General features: G+C 57.8%; 18 protein-coding genes. 10 read left to right on the top strand and 8 right to left on the bottom strand.

The window, feature by feature from the left end; all coding sequences use genetic code 11:
• Nucleotides 1-81 precede the first annotated feature (81 nt).
• Nucleotides 82-1,404: an ATP-binding protein gene (locus AO242_RS08595; protein WP_099268386.1), complete on the bottom strand. Its 1,323-nt coding sequence runs from the start codon at nt 1,402-1,404 to the stop codon at nt 82-84.
• Between the two features lie 167 nt (nt 1,405-1,571).
• A complete protein-coding gene (gene ompR / locus AO242_RS08590) occupies nt 1,572-2,312 on the bottom strand; it encodes an osmolarity response regulator transcription factor OmpR (protein ID WP_027902703.1) in 741 nt (246 codons plus the stop codon).
• 292 nt (nt 2,313-2,604) lie between these two features.
• Here ompR and AO242_RS08585 point away from each other — a divergent pair, with 292 nt between their 5' ends.
• The 3 genes from AO242_RS08585 to gshA all read left to right on the top strand — a co-directional run bounded on the left by AO242_RS08585 (nt 2,605) and on the right by gshA (nt 7,099).
• Nucleotides 2,605-4,929 carry a Tex family protein gene (locus AO242_RS08585; protein WP_099268385.1) on the top strand — a complete coding sequence of 775 codons (2,325 nt, stop codon included), beginning with the start codon at nt 2,605-2,607 and terminating at the stop codon, nt 4,927-4,929.
• Entirely contained in the window at nt 4,929-5,312 is a 384-nt protein-coding gene (locus tag AO242_RS08580; protein WP_099268384.1) for a PaaI family thioesterase, read from the top strand. The genes AO242_RS08585 and AO242_RS08580 overlap by 1 nt, the downstream gene beginning before the upstream one ends.
• Before the next feature lie 197 nt (nt 5,313-5,509).
• Nucleotides 5,510-7,099, top strand: coding sequence for a glutamate--cysteine ligase (gshA, locus tag AO242_RS08575; RefSeq protein WP_099268383.1), 1,590 nt, complete (start codon nt 5,510-5,512; stop codon nt 7,097-7,099).
• 122 nt (nt 7,100-7,221) lie between these two features.
• On the opposite strand, the gene argA is transcribed toward gshA, so the two are convergent.
• Nucleotides 7,222-8,526 carry an amino-acid N-acetyltransferase gene (gene argA, locus AO242_RS08570; RefSeq protein ID WP_099268382.1) on the bottom strand — a complete coding sequence of 435 codons (1,305 nt, stop codon included), beginning with the start codon at nt 8,524-8,526 and terminating at the stop codon, nt 7,222-7,224.
• 125 nt (nt 8,527-8,651) lie between these two features.
• A complete protein-coding gene (gene argE / locus AO242_RS08565) occupies nt 8,652-9,800 on the bottom strand; it encodes an acetylornithine deacetylase (protein WP_099268381.1) in 1,149 nt (382 codons plus the stop codon).
• Nucleotides 9,801-10,005: 205 nt separating this feature from the next.
• Between argE and AO242_RS08560 the strand changes: the two genes are divergently transcribed.
• Together AO242_RS08560 and AO242_RS08555 are read left to right on the top strand one after the other, a co-directional pair.
• Nucleotides 10,006-10,548: a hypothetical protein gene (locus AO242_RS08560; RefSeq protein WP_099268380.1), complete on the top strand. Its 543-nt coding sequence runs from the start codon at nt 10,006-10,008 to the stop codon at nt 10,546-10,548.
• A gap of 299 nt (nt 10,549-10,847) precedes the next feature.
• Nucleotides 10,848-12,215 carry a CYTH domain-containing protein gene (locus AO242_RS08555; protein ID WP_027902697.1) on the top strand — a complete coding sequence of 456 codons (1,368 nt, stop codon included), beginning with the start codon at nt 10,848-10,850 and terminating at the stop codon, nt 12,213-12,215.
• A 225-nt stretch (nt 12,216-12,440) separates the two neighbouring features.
• Here the strand turns inward: AO242_RS08555 and AO242_RS08550 are convergent, their stop codons facing one another.
• Genes AO242_RS08550 through AO242_RS08535 form a run of 4 tightly spaced genes read right to left on the bottom strand, consistent with a single transcriptional unit; the run spans nt 12,441 to nt 15,292 of the window.
• Nucleotides 12,441-13,178 carry an amino acid ABC transporter ATP-binding protein gene (locus tag AO242_RS08550; protein ID WP_027902696.1) on the bottom strand — a complete coding sequence of 246 codons (738 nt, stop codon included), beginning with the start codon at nt 13,176-13,178 and terminating at the stop codon, nt 12,441-12,443.
• On the bottom strand, nt 13,165-13,815 hold the full coding sequence (locus tag AO242_RS08545; protein ID WP_176560593.1) for an amino acid ABC transporter permease: 651 nt from the start codon (nt 13,813-13,815) through the stop codon (nt 13,165-13,167). The genes AO242_RS08550 and AO242_RS08545 overlap by 14 nt, the downstream gene beginning before the upstream one ends.
• Nucleotides 13,812-14,477 carry an amino acid ABC transporter permease gene (locus AO242_RS08540; protein ID WP_027902694.1) on the bottom strand — a complete coding sequence of 222 codons (666 nt, stop codon included), beginning with the start codon at nt 14,475-14,477 and terminating at the stop codon, nt 13,812-13,814. The genes AO242_RS08545 and AO242_RS08540 overlap by 4 nt, the downstream gene beginning before the upstream one ends.
• 29 nt (nt 14,478-14,506) lie before the next feature.
• Nucleotides 14,507-15,292 carry a transporter substrate-binding domain-containing protein gene (locus tag AO242_RS08535; protein ID WP_099268378.1) on the bottom strand — a complete coding sequence of 262 codons (786 nt, stop codon included), beginning with the start codon at nt 15,290-15,292 and terminating at the stop codon, nt 14,507-14,509.
• A 251-nt stretch (nt 15,293-15,543) separates the two neighbouring features.
• Between AO242_RS08535 and AO242_RS08530 the strand changes: the two genes are divergently transcribed.
• The 5 genes from AO242_RS08530 (at nt 15,544) to AO242_RS08505 (ending at nt 21,196) form a co-directional block, all read left to right on the top strand.
• Nucleotides 15,544-16,248 (top strand): FadR/GntR family transcriptional regulator, encoded by a 705-nt coding sequence (locus AO242_RS08530; protein ID WP_027902692.1) that lies wholly within the window; start codon nt 15,544-15,546, stop codon nt 16,246-16,248.
• A 277-nt stretch (nt 16,249-16,525) separates the two neighbouring features.
• The gene (gene trxA / locus AO242_RS08525; RefSeq protein WP_005792406.1) at nt 16,526-16,855 is read left to right on the top strand and encodes a thioredoxin TrxA; all 330 of its coding nucleotides are present in this window, start codon (nt 16,526-16,528) and stop codon (nt 16,853-16,855) included.
• Nucleotides 16,856-17,087: 232 nt separating this feature from the next.
• Nucleotides 17,088-18,347, top strand: a complete 1,260-nt coding sequence (gene rho, locus AO242_RS08520; RefSeq protein WP_024689162.1) for a transcription termination factor Rho — start codon at nt 17,088-17,090, stop codon at nt 18,345-18,347.
• A gap of 414 nt (nt 18,348-18,761) precedes the next feature.
• Nucleotides 18,762-20,228, top strand: a complete 1,467-nt coding sequence (ubiD, locus tag AO242_RS08510) for a 4-hydroxy-3-polyprenylbenzoate decarboxylase (RefSeq protein WP_099268376.1) — start codon at nt 18,762-18,764, stop codon at nt 20,226-20,228.
• On the top strand, nt 20,228-21,196 hold the full coding sequence (locus AO242_RS08505) for a CDP-6-deoxy-delta-3,4-glucoseen reductase (RefSeq protein ID WP_099268375.1): 969 nt from the start codon (nt 20,228-20,230) through the stop codon (nt 21,194-21,196). Before ubiD ends, AO242_RS08505 begins: the two co-directional genes overlap by 1 nt.
• The last annotated feature ends 5 nt before the right edge of the window (nt 21,197-21,201 follow it).

The following is a 21,201-nucleotide window of genomic DNA, read 5'->3' as shown; positions in this document are numbered from 1 at the left end:
AAGCTGCAAGCTGCAAGCAAGCCTCGCAGGCCTGCTGCAGCTTTAGGCTTTTAACTTACAGCTTGAAGCTTGAGGCTGCGCTTAAACCGCCCCTCTCGGCAACATCAGCCCCAACGGCAAGCGCACTCGCGCTTCCAGTCCGCCGCCCGAACGATTGCGCAATTCGACGTTGCCGCCGTGCATTGCCGCGATTCGTTTGACGATGGCTAATCCCAGTCCGGTCCCCTTGCCACTTCGGGCACGATCACCGCGAATGAACGGGTTGAAAATCACCTCAAGCTCCGACGGGTCAATCCCGGTCCCACGGTCCAGAACGCTCAGCACCACATAAGGCGCACTGGTGTCGCCGGACACATAAGCCGCAACCTCAATGCCATTGCCTGCGTGGTGCATGGCGTTGCCAATCAGGTTGGTGAGCAATCGCTTCATTGAAACGCGTCGCAACGGGAACGGCGGAATCGGCTCAAGGCACAGACGAATCTGCTCTTCCGGATTTTCAGGATTGTTGAACGGCGCCACGACGTCACGCACCAGCTCGCTGAGGTCGACCTCTTCAATCTCTTCATCACGCCCGTCGCGAATGAACGCCATGAACTGATCAAGGATGGCATCCATATCCTCAATGTCGCGGACCATGCCTTCAGTCAGTTCGTTTTCGTCCTTCATCAACTCCAGCGACAGACGCAAGCGGGTCAACGGTGTTCGCAGGTCATGGGACACGCCCGCCAGCATCAGTTCCCGCTCCTGCCCGGCCTGTTCGACGTCCTCGGCCATCTGGTTGAAGGCGCGGTAAACCTCGGTCATTTCACTAGGCGTGTCGCTGACCGGCAGCCGCACGCTGCGCCCCTGCCCTAACTGCCTCGCGGCAAACACCAAGCGTTTAAGAGGCTGGTTGAGTTGCCGGACGAAGATCCACGCCGAGGCTGTGGATAACAAACCAATCGCAAGGAACCAACCCAGCACACTCCAGATTTTCTGGCCACGCAATGGGTGCGGATACAGCGGTACTTTCAACCAGCCATCGCCCAGGCTTGGTGCCCGGACCCACAACGCAGGCGGCGCATGCACACGCAGACGCACTTCGGTGTCGGCGCCCAGCTCTGCTTGCATCTGCCGCTGATAGATTTCGCTGTAAGGCCAATGCTGCTCACCTTCCGGCACCCCGCCGCCCACTACGCGGATCAGGCCTGCCGCATCGGCAATCGCTTCCCGGTCATTCTCATTGGCCGCCCAATAGGCACGCAGGGTCAGCGCGACACCGTGGCTGTATTGCCGGTCGACCAGCACGTCCTCGTTCATCAACAGATAAACCAGGGTCAGCGCCTTTGAAAACAGCACGACGATGAGCACCAGCCAAAGGGTGCGGGAGAAGAAGCTTTGCGGGAACCAGAGCGGGGTTTTCATAGTTGCAGCTATACACTTTGCAGGAGCGAGCCAGGCTCGCAGGTTTGCGAAACGCGAACGACAACCCGACGCCAGATCAACGAAAACCAAAACGTCGATAGCCCTGTTCGGGACTATCGACGTGACTGGCAATCACCACAGCGGGCTGTGCTCCTAAAAGCGCTCGATTATCGTGTACCCGCACCGTCCGGAACGAATACATAACCAACACCCCAGACCGTTTGAATGTAGCGCGGTTTGGAAGGATCTGGCTCGATCAGACGACGCAGACGGGAAATCTGTACGTCGATCGAGCGCTCCAGCGCATCCCATTCACGGCCACGGGCCAGATTCATCAGCTTGTCGCGGGTCAGCGGTTCGCGAGCATGCATCACCAGCGCCTTGAGCACCGCAAACTCGCCAGTGGTGAGCATGTGTACCTCATCGCCACGCTTGAGTTCGCGAGTCGCCAGGGACAACTCGTAATCACCAAAGGTGACAGACTCGTCTTCGCTGCCCGGTGCGCCCGGTACAGGGGCGGCCTGACGACGCAATACAGCTTTGACACGCGCCATCAGTTCGTCAGGGTTGAAAGGCTTGGCCAGATAATCGTCAGCGCCCAGTTCGAGGCCTTTGATACGGCTCAGCTCATCGCCCTTGGCGGTCAGCATAATGATCGGTACTTGATTGTTTGCGGCACGTAGACGACGGCAGGCTGACAGCCCGTCTTCGCCCGGCAGCATCAGGTCAAGCACGACAAGATTGAAAACTTCGCGGGCCAGCAAGCGATCCATTTGCTCAACGTTGGCCACAGCACGGGCACGATAACCCTTGCTGGTGAAAAAACGCTCTAACAGGCTGCTCAAACCCGGATCGTCATCAACAATAAGGATTTTTTCGCCTTCGGCAGTTTGTGCAGTGCTGCTCATTCAGATGCTCCTTTGATCTCGGCCCGCATTATGGCGTAGCTGCTGTGATACGCACCGTGTGCATTGTTAGCAGATTTTACCGGGGCTGCCACTCACGCCTTACTTTCCCCGAGCAAAAACAGTGCTTTTGTCGGCTCATCCCCTAAACGGACTCCGCTGGGTATAATGCGCCGCCCTCAAAGTCAGGCAGCGCCTGAACATGGCAGCTCGACAGTATTCTTGCGAAAGTCGGCCAGCGCAGCTCTCGGCCACTTTGTAATCAGGTATTTTGCTCACAACTCCAGGTGGTCTCATGGACAGCATCAACAGCCGCATCGCCGAAGAACTTGGCGTACGCCCACAACAGGTCGCAGCGGCCGTCGCCCTACTGGATGAAGGCTCTACCGTGCCTTTCATTTCCCGTTACCGCAAAGAAGTGACCGGCAGCCTCGATGACACGCAACTGCGTCATCTTGAAGAGCGCCTGCGCTACCTGCGCGAACTCGACGAGCGCCGCATCAGCATCCTTGCCAGCATCGAAGAGCAAGGCAAGCTGACCCCGGAGCTGGCCCGCGATATCAAACTCGCCGATACCAAGACCCGCCTGGAAGACTTGTATCTGCCTTATAAGCAAAAGCGCCGCACCAAGGGCCAGATCGCACTGGAAGCAGGCCTTGGCGAATTGGCCGACGGCCTGTTCAACGACCCGACGTTGAGCCCGGAAGCCGAAGCCGCACGCTTTGTGGACGCAGAAAAAGGCGTTGCCGACGTGAAAGCGGCGCTGGAAGGCGCGAAGTACATCCTCATGGAGCGTTTCGCCGAAGACGCCAGCCTGCTGGACAAACTGCGCAGCTTCCTCAAGCAGGAAGCCGTGATCAGTGCTCGTGTCGTGCCCGGCAAGGAAGAAGAAGGCGCCAAGTTCCGTGATTACTTCGAACACGACGAACCGCTGAAAAGCATGCCGTCGCACCGCGCACTGGCTATTTTCCGTGGCCGCAACGAAGGCTTCCTCAGTTCGGCGCTGAAAGTCGGTGAAGAACTGCCCGGCACCATGCACCCGTGCGAGCTGATGATCGGCGAGCGTTTTGGCCTGCAAAACCAGAACCGTCCGGCTGACAAGTGGTTGGCCGAAGTGGTGCGCTGGACCTGGAAGGTCAAGCTCTACAGTCATCTGGAAACCGACTTGCTGGGTGAGCTGCGCGATGGCGCGGAAACCGAAGCGATCAATGTTTTCGCCCATAACCTGCACGACCTGCTGCTCGCCGCACCAGCTGGCCCACGCGCCACACTGGGGCTGGACCCGGGCCTGCGCACAGGTTGCAAGGTCGCAGTGGTCGACTCCACCGGCAAGCTGCTGGATTACGCCACGGTTTACCCGCACGTTCCGAAAAACCAGTGGGATCAGACCATTGCTGTGCTGGCTGCACTCTGCGCCAAGCACGCGGTAGACCTGATCGCCATCGGCAACGGCACCGCCAGCCGCGAAACCGACAAGCTGGCCGCCGAACTGATCAAAAAGTATCCAGGCCTGAAAATGACCAAGGTCATGGTCTCCGAAGCAGGCGCATCGGTTTATTCCGCGTCCGAGCTGGCTGCGAAGGAGTTCCCGGATCTGGACGTATCGATCCGTGGCGCGGTGTCTATCGCCCGCCGCCTGCAAGATCCGCTGGCCGAACTGGTGAAAATTGATCCGAAATCCATCGGTGTCGGTCAATACCAGCACGACGTGTCACAGCTCAAGCTCGCGCGTGGCCTGGACGCTGTCGTCGAGGACTGCGTAAACGCCGTCGGCGTGGACGTGAACACCGCTTCGGTAGCCCTGTTGGCACGGATTTCCGGCCTCAACACGACACTGGCGCAGAACATCGTGGCGCACCGCGATGAAAACGGCGCTTTCAAATCCCGTGCGGCGCTGAAAAAAGTCCCGCGTCTGGGCGAAAAAACCTTCGAACAGGCTGCTGGCTTCCTTCGCGTCATGAACGGCGATAACCCGCTGGACTCATCGGCCGTTCACCCGGAAGCCTATCCGCTGGTGAAGCGCATCGCGTCCGAAACAGACCGGGACATCCGTTCGCTGATCGGCGACGCCAGCTTCCTCAAGCGTCTGGACCCGAAAAAGTACACCGACGAAACCTTCGGTTTGCCAACTGTCACCGACATTCTGCAAGAGCTTGAGAAGCCTGGCCGCGACCCGCGTCCCGAGTTCAAGACCGCCGAATTCCAGGACGGCGTGGAAGATCTGAAGGATCTGCAGCCGGGCATGATCCTCGAAGGTGTTGTGACCAACGTCACCAACTTCGGTGCTTTCGTCGACATCGGCGTGCATCAGGACGGTCTGGTGCATATCTCGGCGCTGTCCGAGAAGTTCATCAAAGACCCGCGTGAAGCGGTCAAGGCCGGCGACGTCGTGAAAGTCAAGGTCATGGAAGTCGACATCCCGCGCAAACGCGTGGGCCTGTCGATGCGCATGAGCGACACACCTGGAGAGAAAGTCGATGGCGCTCGTGGTTCGCGCCCTGGCTCGGCACCGCGCCAGCAGCAAAGCAGCGCACCGCGCAAGGAAACCGCGACAGCAGCCCCGGCCAACAACGCCATGGCTTCGTTGTTCGCCAACGCCAAACAATTGAAGAAGCGCTGATGGACATTCCGGCGGGCTACACCGAAAGCCCTTACTTCCGGGCGATAGGCTGTCAGTTGCGCCGCCTGGACGTGGGCGTCGCCGAAGTGGCCTTGCCGCTGGAAGATCACCTGCGTAATCGAGGCAATGTGATGCACGGCGGGGCGATTTTCAGCCTCGTCGACATCGCCATGGGGCTGGCCTGTTCCAGCTCCCACGGTTTCGATCAGCGCAGCGTGACCATCGAATGCAAAATCAACTACATGCGTGGGGTATCGGAAGGCGAGGTGTTGTGCATCGCCAAGGTACTGCACGCGGGCCGTCGCACGCTGGTGGTTGAAGCTGAAGTGCTGCAAGGCGAGAAACTTGTCGCCAAAGCACAAGGCACGTTCGCTGTCGTCTAGTACAGACAGGCCAAATTAAGGTAATTTCGGCGCTATTGAATAAGTGTCGGAATTTTCCATGCGCGCTGTGGCCAGAATGAGCTATCGGTAATGGCGTCGCAGAACCAAACCAGGCGACATCGCCAGTTAATCCTCACCCTTGTACACCGTCACATCCACCCCCATATTGGGGCGACTGACGCGTGAAGGAATCCAACTTGAGCGAACTTCTCAACCGCCGCCTGGCTTTGCTTAGCGAGCGCACTAACCTCTCCCTGCTGGAGCAGTGCCTGCACGGTATTGAGCGCGAATGCCTGCGCGTAACCGGCGATGCACAGCTGGCGCAGACACCGCACCCGCAAGCCCTGGGCGCAGCGCTGACTCACGGTCAGATCACCACGGACTATTCCGAATCGCTGTTGGAGTTCATTACTCCGGCACTGGCCAACCCGGTTGAAACCCTGGCCAGCCTGGATCAGATCCACCGCTTTGCTTACAACAAGCTGGGTAACGAGCTCCTCTGGAGCCCGTCGATGCCGTGTCCGCTGCCGGATGAAAAAGACATTCCGATTGCCTATTACGGCACCTCGAATATCGGCAAGCTCAAGTACGTCTATCGCAAAGGCCTGGCGCTGCGTTACGGCAAGACCATGCAATGCATTGCCGGCATCCACTACAACTTCTCGCTGCCGGAAAGCGTCTGGCCTCTGCTCAAGCAAACCGAGGATTTCGAGGGCGATGCCCGCGACTATCAATCCCATGCTTACATTGGCCTGATCCGTAACTTCCGTCGCTACAGCTGGCTGCTGATGTACCTGTTTGGGGCCTCTCCGGCGCTGGATGCAGGCTTTCTGCGTGGCCGCGCCCACAAGCTTGAACAGCTCGACGCCGACACGCTGTATCTGCCTTACGCGACCAGCCTGCGCATGAGCGACCTTGGCTATCAAAGCAATGCCCAGGCCGACTTGACGCCTTGCTACAACGATCTGATCAGCTACACCGACAGCCTGCGTAAAGCGGTCGCTACGCCTTACGCACCTTATGTCGAAGTGGGCACGCATAACGCTGAAGGCGAATGGGTCCAGCTCAACACCAACGTGTTGCAGATTGAAAACGAGTACTACTCCAACATTCGGCCTAAACGCGTCACTTACTCGGGCGAACGTCCGATTCAGGCGCTGGTGGCTCGCGGCGTACAATATGTTGAAGTCCGCTGCCTGGACATCAACCCGTTCCTCCCAACCGGCATCGATCTGCAGCAAGCCCGTTTCGTCGACGCTTTCGTGCTGTACTGCGCCCTGCAGGAAAGCCCGCAACTGGCCAATAACGAATGCCGTAACGCTGCATCGAATTTCCTGACCGTGGTCAAAGAAGGACGCCGCCCAGGCCTGGAACTCAATCGCAACGACGACACCATCGACCTGAAGGCATGGGCCTCCGAGCTGTTGGAGAAGATCAAACCCATCGCGCAATTGCTGGATCAGGCCCAAGGCACTGACGAACACGTTGAATCCATCGCGGCGCAACAAGCCAAGGTCGATGACGCGTCACTGACCCCATCGGCGAAAGTGCTGGCGAGCATGAAGCAGCACAATGAAGGCTTTACGGCGTTCTCGCTGCGCCAGAGCCGTGCGCACGCTGAATACTTCCGCAGCAAGCCGCTGAGCGCTGAAGAACAGGCGCACTTCGAAGCACTGGCCAGCACTTCGATTGCCGAACAGGCAGAGCTGGAGCAAACCGAAGAACCGGTGGATTTCGACACCTTCGTCGGCGCGTATCAGGCGAGTATTTTGCGGATTAGTAACTAAGCCAGAAGCACGATTACCGGTAGGAGCGAACTTGTTCGCGAGACGATATTCCGGATTACACAGGAGCATTGCCTCGCCAACAAGTTGGCTCCTACAGGTTCAATTGCGCGCCAACCCAGCTTTTACAACGCCTTCTCGAAAATCTTCGAATTACGCTGGAAGTTATAGAGTGACGCACGGGCAGCAGGCAGGCGATCTACGCTGCTTGGCTCGAAACCGCGCTCGCGGAACCAGTGCGCCGTGCGTGTGGTAAGCACGAACAGTGTCTTCAAGCCCTGTTCACGAGCTCGGGTTTCGATGCGCTCCAGCAACTCATCACCGCGGCCGCCATGGCGGTATTCAGGGTTGACCGCCAGACACGCCAACTCACCCGCTTGCGAATCCACAATCGGATACAGCGCCGCACAGGCAATGATCAGCCCTTCGCGCTCGACCACACTGAACTGCTCGATCTCGCGCTCCAGCACTTCACGGGAACGACGCACCAAAATACCCTGCTCTTCCAGGGGCGTAATCAGATCCATCAAACCGCCGACGTCTTCAATCGCCGCTTCACGGACCAGCTCGAATTGCTCCTGCGCAACCAACGTACCGCCACCGTCGCGGGTGAACAGCTCGGTGAGCAGCGCGCCGTCTTCGACATAGCTGACGATATGGCTACGACCCACTCCACCTCGGCACGCCTCAGCCGCAGCATCCAGCAATTCAGCCTGATAGTTGTAGTTGCTGCCCAGACGCAGGATATGCGCTGGGACTTGCTGCGGACGTAGCTCACGTACCAACCGGCCCTGCTCGTCCATCAAGCCGCGCTCTTCACCAAACAGCAGCAACTTGTCGGCCCCCAGATCGATAGCGGTGCGGGTAGCGACGTCTTCGCAGGCGATGTTAAAAATCTCGCCGGTTGGCGAATATCCGATTGGTGACAGCAGCACGATATGGCGCTCATCCAAAAGGCGATTGATACCTTTGCGGTCGATCCGACGCACTTCGCCGGTGTGCTGGTAATCCACGCCTTCCCAGACGCCAATGGGCCGTGCGGTGACCAGATTGCCGCTGGTCACGCGCAAGCGCGAGCCCTGCATTGGCGAAGCGGCCATGTCCATGGACAGACGCGCTTCGATGTCGAGGCGCAAGTGGCCAACCGCATCGATGACACAGTCCAGCGTTGCGGCATCAGTCACGCGCAGGTTGCGATGATATTGCGGCGTCAGACCGCGAGCGGCCAGGCGGCTTTCGATTTGCGGACGTGAGCCGTGAACCAGCACCAGACGCACGCCGAGACTGTGCAGCAGCACCAGGTCGTGGACGATGTTGCCGAAGTTGGGGTGCTCAACGCCGTCACCGGGCAACATCACGACGAAAGTGCGTTCACGGTGGGCATTGATATAAGGAGACGCGTGGCGAAGCCAATTGACGTATTCGTGCATAACCTGAAGAGCCTGCTGATAAAAGGACGAAAGACAGAAACACTCACAACCGTGTGGTGGTTATCGTCGGAACAAGCATGGCTGCACGCGCACTCTCCTTAATTCTCTCTCTGGCATGACCCGACTCATTGCGGGTTCAGGCAATAATGTTCAATCAACTGGCTTAACAGACGCACTGTAGGCTGCAAACGTGACATTTCAAGATACTCGCCCGGTTGGTGCGCACAGGCAATATCCCCAGGGCCCAATACCAGCGTTTCGCATCCCAGACGCTGAAAATAAGCGGCTTCGGTACCGAATGCTACTGCCTCGGCGCGATGCCCGGTAAGACGTTCGGCAACCCGCACCAGTTCCGCATCGGCGGCCTGCTCGAAAGGCGGTGCCTCGGGAAACAAAGGCGCGTAGTCGATTTTGACCTGATGCAATTCGGCAAGTGGCTCCAGCTTCTGGCGAATCGCGGCGCGCAACACGCTGGGGTCCATGCCTGGCAGCGGGCGCAGGTCGAACTCCAGTGAACACTGACCGCAAATCCGGTTCGGATTATCTCCGCCGTGGATGCAACCGAAATTGAGGGTGGGCGTCGGCACGCTGAACTGCGGATTGCGATACTCAAGCTGCCATTGCTTGCGCAGGCCTTTGAGCTCGCTGATCGCATCGTGCATCGCTTCCAGCGCGCTGTGCCCCAGGCTTGGGTCAGAAGAATGACCGCTGCGCCCGAGAATATCGATGCGCTCCATCATCACGCCTTTATGCAGACGGATCGGCTTGAGGCCCGTCGGCTCGCCGATCACGGCCGCACGACCCAGCGGCCGCCCCGCTTCAGCCAACGCACGAGCGCCTGCCATGGAGCTTTCTTCGTCACAGGTCGCGAGGATTAACAACGGCTGTTTGAACGGTTTATCCAGCAGCGGCTGCACGGCTTCGATGATCAGCGCGAAGAAGCCCTTCATGTCACAACTGCCCAGCCCGACCCAGCGATTATCAACTTCGGTCAGCTTCAGCGGATCAGTTTTCCACAGGGCCTCATCGAATGGCACCGTATCGCTGTGCCCGGCCAGCACCAACCCGCCAGGGCCACTGCCAAAACTGGCCAGCAAGTTGAACTTGCCCGGCGAAACCTGCTGGATGTCGCACGCAAAACCCAGTTCGCCCAGCCAACCGGCCAGCAAATCAATCACCGCACGGTTGGACTGATCCAGTGAAGGCTGGGTGCAGCTCACCGAAGGCGCGGCAATCAAAGCGGCGAATTGGTCTTTCATGGACGGCAAGGGCATGTGCGATTCCTTTAACGGGAGAGCTTGCCGACCATCATAGGGCTATCGGGCGGTGGGAATAAACCGTTAAGGGCGGTTTTGAAAGGGGTAAAAGACGAATCCTCACAATGATGAAGGGCAATTCAACAACGACACGTCGCGTTTTCACTCAGAGCCGTTTCACCCCCATGGGATAAAATCTGCGCTCTGAAGGTTGGCGAGCGTAATGTCTTATTTTTCATCTACGCCGACAGGCGCTGAACGCTACGAACTCTCGCACCTTGAGCCCTTTACTTTTGTGGTCGATAGCAAACTGGCGAAGCGCGACCTGCGGGTTCACGTTACGTTTTCTACTCACTGCTTCAGCAAGGCTTATGATCCAGCGTTGCACGCCAACGGTGAACCCATCATCGATTCGCAGACACAGCGACCGAGATCCTTTTGTCCCATCAGATACGAATTATCCCGCCATTTACGTCCATTGATTGAAAGTCTTGGGCATCCAAAAGCCAAGGTTTGGGAAACTGCAGCAGAGCGCAATTGGTGCTATTCGATTACGGTCGACTCCCCATCCGGCCCTTACTACGTATTTTTTGAAATCCGCCGAGCTAGCCGTGAACGACGTCAGTGGCAGGATTTGAACCTGATAGTAGAAAGCGCTTACCACGGTGATAAGCGAAACGAGGGACCAAAGCTAAAAGGGCCAATCGCCTTTGTCCTGCTATGCGGCAAGACATATCTGCACCAGCCGACTTCAACCCGGCGGTAAAACGAAAAAAGGCGCCAGTTAAGGGCGCCTTTTTCGTATGCGGTAAAGCAGATCCGGACACCACTCTCGACCCGCCTTGCGCGAGTACGGCTTTCGCCGCTGGGAAGCGCTCAATCTCATCCGGTCAGTCGCTTCGAAGACCCAACTCTACTTAAATCCGCCCGCCGAAGCAATATGGACGCTACAAGAGAGCTTAGCGGGCAGCTTAAAGGCCATGTCCTGTACACTGCTCACCCTAAGTAGCCACGCAACAACCGGCTGCACCCCGTTTATCAGTACAAGCGTCTGGATTCCCGGCCATGCAGAAAGAAACAGAAATCAAACTCCGCGTCAGCCGCGAAACCCTCGCTGCACTACGCGATCACCCGTTGCTGAAGAAGCGTAACAAGAGCGGCTGGGAGAGCGTGGAGCTGTCCAATCAGTATTTCGATACACCAGAGCGCGATCTGGCCAACGCAAAGGTTGCGCTGCGTGTACGTCGTGATGGCGATCAGATCATTCAGACCATGAAGACTCGCGGCCAAAGTGTTGCCGGGTTTTCCGAGCGTAACGAATTCAACTGGGACCTGCCCAAGGCCAAGCTGGATCTGAAAAAGCTCGACGGTGAATGCTGGCCTGAGCAGTTGGCCGATCTGGACAAGAAAACCATCAAGCCGCTATTCACTACCGATTTCGTCCGTGAGCGTGCAGAAATCGCCTGGGGCCGCGGTAAAACCAAGGTGGTGATCGAAGCAGCACTCGATCTTGGTCACGTAGTGGCAGGCAAGCAGAAGGAAGAAATCTGCGAGCTGGAGCTGGAATTGCGCGAAGGCGATCCGTCTGCACTGCTGGAGCTTGCCGCTGAGCTGGCCGTGACCCTGCCACTGATGCCGTGCGACATCAGCAAAGCCGAGCGCGGCTATCGTCTGCTGGACGCCAACAGCTACTCGCTGACGCTGCCTGCTCCGCAGTTCCAAGCCGAAATGCCGCTGGATGACGCTTACGCTGCACTAGCCTTGCATTTGCTGGGCAGCAGCCAGCGTCTGGCCGAGCAGTACCGTTTCAACGGCCACTGGCGCTTGCTTCAGGACTGGGTTGCCTTGCTCACGGAGTTGCGCGCGCTGACGGGCAGCCTCGGCCAGGCAGCACCACGCAGCACCAGCAGCGAACTGCGTTCCTCGCTGGATGCCTTGCTGGAAGACTGGCGTCCGCTGGTTCAAGCAGGCCAGGAAGATGAGGATGTGCGTGGCGCAGCTCACGAGCAGTTCCTTGAAGAGCTGCAAGACCCGCGTTGGGGCCTGTTCTCGCTGACCACGTCGCGTTGGTTGCTGGCACGTAGCTGGACGGTTGAACGCAATAACCGTGGCAATCGCCAGGGCGCTGCACAGCTGGACAGCTGGTTGCCGCGCTTTCTGGCCGATGAAGCCACGGCATTGCAACTGGGTCGCTATCAGCAGCAACCGGAAGATCTCGCCGAACAACTGCCGCGTATCGAGCGCATTCAGGCCTGGCTGCACCACGCCCGTGGCGCGCTGGATCTGCCGGAGCTGGATCGTCTGTACGGCGAGTTGAACAAGCTGGTGCACCTGGCTGAACAGCCGATCAGCGATGAAGTGCTGGATGCTCGTGTGCAGCAGACCATCGTCGTGTTCCAGAGCCGTGCGTGGAAGACGTTGCTGCGCCTTTAAGCAAGCGCCCCGTAGGACCGGCTTCAGCCGGGAGGGCAGTATTTCTGCCGAAAAAATTTGGCGAATACCCCGACGCCCTCCCGGCTAAAGCCGGTCCTACGGGGAAGCTCGGTCTCTGTGGGAGCGAATTCATTCGCGAAGAGGCCAATCATCCAATACATATCTATCGCCTGACTAACCGTCTTCGCGAATAAATTCGCTCCCACCGGGAATGCTGCAGTCGACTTAAGCCCCCTGCTCCACCGACCCGATAAAATTCGCCAGCTCTGGCGTTCTCGGGTTAGCGAACAAAATCTTCGGATCGCCCACTTCATGCACTTTGCCCTGGTGCATGAACACCAGCTTGTCGCCCACTTCCCGGGCGAAACGCATTTCGTGGGTCACCATGATCAGCGTCATGCCGTCCTTCGCCAGTTGGCGCACCACGCTCAGCACTTCGTTGACCAATTCCGGGTCCAGCGCCGAGGTGATTTCATCGCAGAGCAAGACCTTCGGCGACATCGCCAGCGCACGAGCAATCGCAACGCGCTGCTGCTGGCCACCTGAAAGACGATCAGGGAAAGCGTCGAACTTCTCACCCAGCCCGACACGTTCCAGCATCTCTTTGGCAATCTTTCTGGCTTCAGCTTTCGAAACCTTCTTCACCACCTGAGGCGCCAGCATCACATTCTCGCCAACACTCAAATGCGGGAACAGGTTGAACTGCTGGAAGACCATGCCGACTTTCTGCCGCAGCGAGCGCAGGTCCGCACGGGCGGCGTCCAGGTACTCGCCATCGACTTCGATAACGCCGTCGTTGATCGACTCCAACCCGTTCAACGTACGCAGCAGCGTACTTTTACCCGAGCCACTACGGCCGATGATCGCCACGACCTGACCTTCTTCAACCGTCAGATCGATGCCTTTGAGGACGTGGTGGTCGCCGTAGTATTTATGCAGCGCGGAAATTCTAAGCAGAGGCATGCAGTCTCCTTTCCAGGTAACGGGCACTGAGGGACAGGGGATAGCAGAGCATGAAGTAGCCCAGAGCGACGAAGCCATACACCATGAAGGGCTGGAACGTAGCGTTGGCGAGCATGCCGCCGGTTTTGGTCAATTCGGTAAAACCAATGATTGAAGTCACCGCAGTGCCTTTGACGACTTGCACCGAGAACCCGACCGTAGGCGCGACGGCAATACGCAGCGCCTGAGGGAGAATCACGTAACGCAGTTGCTCCAGCGGGGTCATCGCGAGACTGGCAGACGCCTCCCACTGGCCATTGGCAATCGACTCGACGCAACCGCGCCAGATCTCAGCCAGGTAAGCGCTGGTAAACAGTGTCAAAGCCAGCGCAGCAGCGGCCCAAGGCGAAATATCCAAGCCCATTAAAGCCACACCGAAAAAAACCAGGAATAACTGCATCAGCAGCGGCGTACCCTGGAACAGCTCGATGTAGACCTTGGCAATAACTCTTGGCGCATTAAGTTTGGCAATGCGCATGCACATGACCAGTAGCCCAATCGCACCGCCACCAATGAATGCCACCAGCGAAAGGGCCAGCGTCCACTGCAAACCGGTGAGCAGGTTGCGCACAACATCCCAAAGGGTGAAATCCATCAGCCTTTCCTCGAAATGTAGCGACGACCGATCCAGGCCAGAAGCTGGCGAACCATCAGCGCCATAAAGAGGTAAATCAGCGTCGTGACGATGTACGTCTCGAAGGCGCGGAAATTACGTGACTGAATAAAGTTGGCGAAGAAGCTCAACTCCTCGGTGGCAATCTGCGAACAGACTGCCGAACCGAGCATCACGATAATGATCTGGCTGCTCAATGCCGGCCAGACCTTCCCCAGCGCTGGAATCAATACAACGTAGCGGAACGCCTCGAAGCGAGTCATCGCCAACGCGGCGGCGGCTTCAAGCTGACCTTTGGGAATCGCCTGGATACCTGCGCGGATAATCTCCGTTGAGTAAGCACCCAGATTGATCACCATGGCCAGAATCGCGGCCTGCCATTCGGAAATCTGCAGGCCCAGAGACGGCAGCCCGAAGAAGATAAAGAACAATTGAACCAGGAACGGCGTGTTGCGTATCAGCTCAACGTAGACCCCGAAAATCGCCGAGAACGGCTGAATCTTCCAGGCCCGCACGATGGCACCGACAATACCCAGACCAACCCCGAGCACAGTGCCAATGGCGGTCAACTCCAGGGTAAACAGCGCCCCGCGCAGTAGCAGATCGGCGTTCTGCATGACCGGTACAAAGTCAAAGTTGTAAGCCATTGGCAGCCTCCGAAATCAGTGAGCAGCTATCAGAGGTCAGCGGGCAGAGGCTGCTTGAGCCAGGTCTGGGAGTTCTTCTCCAGTGCGCCGTCTTTTTTGGCGGCATCAATGATTTCGTTGACCTTCGCCAGCAACGTCGCCTCACCTTTGTTCACGCCGACGTAGACCGGCGAATCCTTGAGTTTCACTTTCAGCTCAGGGATGCGCTTCGGGTTCTTCTCGCTGATCGCAACCATCACCACGTTGCCGCTGGCGATGAGGTCAGTCTGACCAGCCAGATAGGCCGCAATCGTGGAGTTGTTGTCTTCGAAGCGCTTAATGGTCGCTTCTTTCGGTGCAACAGCAGTCAGCTCGATGTCTTCGATGGCACCACGCGTCACGCTGATGGTTTTGCCTTTCAGATCGTCCAGACCTTTGATCGACGCTTCAGGTGGACCGAATACCGCCAGGTAGAAAGGCGCGTAGGCCTTGGAAAAGTCGATCACTTTTTCACGGTCAGGGTTCTTGCCGAGGCTGGAGATCACCAGATCCACTTTGCCGGTGGTCAGGTACGGGATACGGTTGGTGCTGTTGACCGGCGTCAGTTCCAATTTGACCTTGAGCTGGTCAGCGATCAGCTTCGCGGTGTCGATGTCCAGACCACGCGGTTTCATGTCCGGGCCCACCGAGCCAAACGGCGGGAAGTCTTGCGGGACGGCAACTTTCAACGTGCCGCGTTTCACGACGTCGTCCAGACCATCGGCGTGGGCTGGTGCCTGGCTGAGCATGAGGCTGGCAAACAGGGCAGTAAGCAGAGCGCTGTAACGCTTGGTCATAGGAAGACTCCGTGAAGGACGAAAGGTGTTTGTCCGATCCTCAGTGCACAGCCCATGCCATCCGTTGATTCGGAGCCATAAACCAAGGCGTCGCGGCTTTTTTCGGCCTGACTGGTCTGACCAGTAAGACCTTGTCACGCCCCGCTTTGGAGCGCCGATAAGCCCGACCGCCCTAGGCTTGGGCGTCGCTTGCCGGAATGCACGGATGGTTATAAAAAGGACTTTTCGCGGACTGACTGGCCTGAACAGTGATGCCCCATAGCCCACTTGCCGTACCCGAATCAGCCCTGAGAGCGATCCGCAAATTGATCGTCGAGCAAGGCTATATGCCGGGTGACAGCCTGCCCTCGCAGCGTGATCTCGCCGCGTTGCTGGGCGTCAGTCGTGCATCCTTGCGCGAAGCGTTGTCGTCGCTCAGCGCACTTGGCGTGATCAGCGTGCAGCCAGGCAAAGGCGTCTTCGTTCAGGCTATTTCTGAACCAGAAAAGCGCACAGGTGGTTTTTCCTGGCCTTTCGATAAACACGTTTCACCGGCCGATACGTTTCAGTTGCGTTATGCGCTGGAAGGCTTTGCTGCAGGGCTGGCCGCGGTGACCCTAACCGCCGATGAGCGTGACGTCCTGGAAGACAACGTCGAAGCCATGCGACTGGAACTGCGCGCCGGGGATTTCGAAGCCGCCTCGCGACTGGATTTCGAGTTTCATCGACACATACTGATCGCCAGCGGCAACCAGGCCATGCTCGGCATTATCACGGCGGGAGCCGATATCTTCCTTGAGAGCCAGAAGATGCCTTTCATCCGCCCCTCAAGAGCCATGGAGACCTGGCAGGAGCACCGCAAGATCCTCCGCGCCCTCGTCCGCCACTCCTCAGGCCCCGCGCAAAAGGCCATGCACGAGCACATTCGTAATGCGGCGCTACGAACCGGGATCGTGTTTGTTTCGCCAGCGAGCTAGGGCGTCAATCCGCAGCCAACACACGTATCTGTAGGAGCTGCCGAAGGCTGCGAAGCGTTCATTCTGATACATCGCCATCGCAGCCTTCGGCAGCTCCTACAAATTGCATTGAGGCTGAAGTTTCACGTTGATTGAAGATCGGCCTCACTAAAAACCTCCCCCCTATAACCAGATTCATGGACGTCTATAGCCAGACTCAATCAAAGCCGACTTCCTGAACGGGGCAAGGCCCGCTATGATGGGCCACGATTTTTAGCCTACTAACTCGGAGAACTCCATGAGTAGCGACCTTATCAAGCATGTCAGCGACGCCAGCTTTGAAGCCGACGTCCTCAAGGCTGACGGTGCTGTACTAGTTGATTACTGGGCTGAGTGGTGTGGCCCGTGCAAAATGATTGCCCCGGTTCTGGACGAAATCGCCGAAACCTACAAAGGCAAGCTGACTATCGCCAAGCTGAACATTGACGAAAATCAGGAAACCCCGGCCAAGCATGGCGTGCGTGGTATCCCGACGCTGATGCTGTTCAAGAATGGCAACGTCGAAGCCACCAAAGTGGGTGCGCTGTCGAAGTCTCAGTTGGCAGCGTTCCTCGACGCTAACATCTGATGTATCAAAGCCCTGCAAATTGCGGGGCTTTTTTTCTGGCGTCATACTAGACGTCTCGAAAATCAAGTGGTACATTCGGCCCCGCAACGGCTTCTCCGTTGCCCCCTGCTAGCCGTCGCCGACGCTCTCCTTTCGATTTATTACGCGATCCTGTCGCCTTCTCTGCGGCGCGGCCTCATTAAGCCCAAAAAGCTTAATTTTTCCCCTCCCTACATGATTACGTCATTCCCCTATGAATCTGACTGAACTCAAGCAAAAGCCGATTACCGATCTGCTCGAAATGGCCGAACAGATGGGCATAGAAAATATGGCCCGTTCGCGCAAGCAGGATGTGATTTTCTCCCTGCTGAAAAAGCACGCCAAAAGCGGCGAGGAAATTTCCGGTGATGGCGTGCTGGAGATCCTCCAGGACGGCTTCGGTTTCCTGCGCTCTGCAGACGCTTCCTATCTCGCCGGCCCGGACGATATCTATGTCTCGCCGAGCCAGATCCGCCGCTTCAACCTGCGTACTGGCGACACCATCGTTGGCAAGATCCGTCCACCGAAAGAAGGCGAACGTTACTTCGCACTGCTAAAGGTCGACACGATCAACTACGACCGTCCGGAAAACGCGAAGAACAAAATCCTCTTCGAAAACCTGACGCCGTTGTTCCCGAACGTGCGCATGAAGATGGAAGCCGGTAACGGTTCCACTGAAGACCTCACTGGCCGTGTGATCGACTTGTGCGCACCGATCGGTAAAGGCCAGCGCGGCCTGATCGTTGCTCCGCCAAAAGCGGGCAAGACCATCATGCTGCAGAACATCGCGTCGAACATCACGCGTAACAACCCGGAAGTGCATCTGATCGTTCTGCTGATCGATGAACGTCCGGAAGAAGTAACCGAAATGCAGCGCACCGTGCGCGGCGAAGTGGTTGCCTCGACGTTCGACGAACCACCAACCCGTCACGTACAGGTTGCTGAAATGGTGATCGAGAAGGCCAAGCGCCTTGTCGAACACAAAAAAGACGTGGTGATCCTGCTCGACTCCATCACCCGTCTGGCTCGTGCCTACAACACCGTGATTCCTAGCTCCGGCAAGGTACTGACCGGTGGTGTCGATGCCCACGCTCTGGAGAAACCGAAACGTTTCTTCGGCGCAGCACGGAACATCGAAGAAGGCGGCTCGCTGACCATTATCGCCACCGCGCTGGTTGAAACCGGCTCGAAGATGGACGAAGTGATCTACGAAGAATTCAAAGGCACCGGCAACATGGAGCTGCCTCTGGATCGCAAGATCGCTGAGAAACGTGTGTTCCCGGCGATCAACATCAACCGCTCCGGCACACGCCGCGAAGAGTTGCTGACCGCCGATGACGAGCTGCAACGTATGTGGATCCTGCGCAAACTGCTGCACCCGATGGACGAAGTCGCTGCTATCGAGTTCCTTATCGACAAGCTGAAGCAGACCAAGACCAACGACGAGTTCTTCCTGTCGATGAAACGCAAGTAACAGGCAGAACGTAGCACAAAAAATGGCGCCCTCACCGGCGCCATTTTTTTATTCTGAAATAGCGCTAAATCCCTGTGGGAGATTCTATGTTCACCTGCAATCCCGTAGGACCGGCTGCGGTATTACTACCGAAGGATATTTAGCGAATGTCCCGACGTCCTCCCGGCTAAAGCGGAACGCCGCCCGGCCGGTCCTACGGAATAGCGCTAAATCCCTGTGGGAGCGAGGCTTGCCCGCGATGAGCGCGCCGCGGTTTTTACCTGGAATCGAGTCCAGCCTCATCGCGGGCAAGCCTCGCTCCCACAGGAATGCATTACCAGAATTGGTATTAGCGACCCAATCCCGATACTTCAAAGCTGCCACGAACTCTAAGAGCAGGTACGATACGAACCTATTTTATCGGTGGCCGGGTTAATGAAATTCAAGGATCTACGGGATTTCGTGCAGCAGCTTGAGCAGCGCGGAGAGTTGAAACGCATTCAGATGCCCATTTCCCCAGTGTTGGAAATGACCGAAATCTGCGATCGGACCTTGCGCGCCAAGGGCCCGGCTCTGCTGTTCGAAAAGCCGGTGGGCTTTGACATCCCGGTGCTGGGCAACCTGTTCGGCACGCCAGAACGCGTCGCCATGGGCATGGGCGCTGAAGAAGTCAGCGAGCTGCGGGAGATCGGCAAACTGCTGGCATTCCTCAAAGAGCCCGAGCCTCCCAAGGGTTTGAAAGACGCTTGGTCCAAGCTGCCGATCTTCAAAAAAGTCATCTCCATGGCCCCCAAGGTTGTCAAAGACGCCCCTTGCCAGGAGATCGTCATTGAAGGCGACGATGTGGATCTGGGCATGCTACCCGTTCAGACCTGCTGGCCTGGCGACGTTGGCCCGCTGATCACCTGGGGCCTGACCGTGACTCGCGGTCCGAATAAAGAACGGCAGAATCTGGGCATTTATCGCCAACAGGTCATCGGCCGCAACAAAGTCATCATGCGCTGGTTGAGCCATCGTGGCGGCGCGCTGGACTTCAAGGAATGGTGTCTCAAGCATCCTGGCGAGCCATTCCCGGTGTCCGTTGCGCTGGGTGCAGATCCGGCGACGATTCTCGGCGCTGTGACGCCGGTGCCGGACAGCCTCTCCGAATATGCCTTCGCAGGTTTGCTGCGCGGCAACCGTACCGAGCTGATCAAGAGCCGTGGCAATAACCTGCAAGTGCCCGCCAGCGCGGAAATCGTTCTGGAAGGCGTGATTCATCCCGGCGAAATGGCCGATGAAGGCCCGTACGGCGACCACACCGGCTATTACAACGAAGTCGATAGCTTCCCAGTGTTCACCGTCGAGCGCATCACTCATCGTATCAAGCCGATTTATCACAGCACTTACACCGGCCGTCCACCTGATGAGCCCGCGATTCTTGGCGTCGCATTGAACGAAGTGTTCGTGCCGATCCTCCAAAAGCAGTTCCCGGAAATCACCGACTTCTACTTGCCGCCCGAAGGCTGCTCGTACCGTATGGCGGTGGTGACCATGAAGAAGCAGTACCCTGGCCACGCCAAACGCGTGATGCTTGGCGTATGGTCGTTTTTGCGACAGTTCATGTACACCAAGTTCGTTATCGTCACCGACGACGATATCAATGCCCGGGACTGGAACGACGTGATCTGGGCCATTACCACGCGCATGGACCCCAAGCGCGACACGGTAATGATCGAAAACACGCCGATTGACTATCTGGATTTCGCCTCACCGGTTTCCGGACTGGGTTCGAAAATGGGGCTGGATGCAACGCATAAATGGCCAGGCGAAACCACACGTGAGTGGGGTCGGGTGATCGTCAAGGACGAAGCCACCACTCGCCGGGTCGACGAAATCTGGAATCAGTTAGGAATAGATTGATGCGCGTGACTTTGCAGCCTTCGGGTGCAGTGCTGGAAACCTTGCCCGGTGAGCGGATTCTCGATGCCGCGCAACGTTTGGGTTACGAATGCCCGCAAAGCTGTCGCAACGGCAACTGCCATGTGTGCTCGGCGCTGCTGGTGCAGGGCCGCGTGAAACAGGCCGACGACGAGCTGACCCACGGCGAGATCTACACTTGCCTTGCAGAGCCGCTGGAAGACTGCCAAGTGCTATGGGACGGTGTGCTCGCTCTCGGTGAGCTGCCGGTGCGCACCTTCGCCTGCCAGTTAAGCGAGTGCGTTGAAGTCGGTGGTGATGTCTGGCGTGTCAGCTTGCGTGCCCCGGCAGGCAAGCCGCCGCGTTATCACGCTGGTCAGTACTTGATGATCCACAAGGACAGCGGCGAGAAATCGGCGTTCTCTCTGGCGTCCGCTCCCCACAGCGGTCGCGATCTGGAAATGCATGTACTGGTCCGCGAAGCCAGCGCGCAAAGCCTGATCGAACAACTGCAACGCGATCAGATGGCTCGCGTCGAACTGCCGTTTGGTGACACGCACCTGGCCGATCTGCCTGATGGCCCGCTGGTGTTGATCGCCGCCGGTACCGGTATGGCGCAGATGCACAGCCTGATCGAACACTGCCGCGCGAAAGGTTTCGCTCACCCGGTGCACTTGTACTGGGGCGCGCGTCGTCCGGACGACTTCTACGAGATCAAGCATTGGGAAGAGTGGAAAAAACTGCCTAACCTCTTCCTTCACAAAGTGGTCAGCGACTTATGTGGCTGGGAAGGACGATGCGGCATGCTTCATGAAGCCGTCTGCGAAGACATCGACGACCTGTCGGCGGTACACGTCTACGCCAGCGGCTCACCGGCCATGATCTACGCCACCCTCGACGCCTTGGTCAGCGCCGGAATGGATGCACATCAAATGCGTGCCGACGTCTTTGCCTACGCGCCGCGGCCCTGATCAGG

Origin of the sequence: Pseudomonas sp. ICMP 561 (genome assembly GCF_002699985.1) — a bacterium.
In the GTDB taxonomy this organism is placed as follows: domain Bacteria; phylum Pseudomonadota; class Gammaproteobacteria; order Pseudomonadales; family Pseudomonadaceae; genus Aquipseudomonas; species Aquipseudomonas quasicaspiana.
This window is presented reverse-complemented; position numbering and strand designations above follow the sequence as displayed.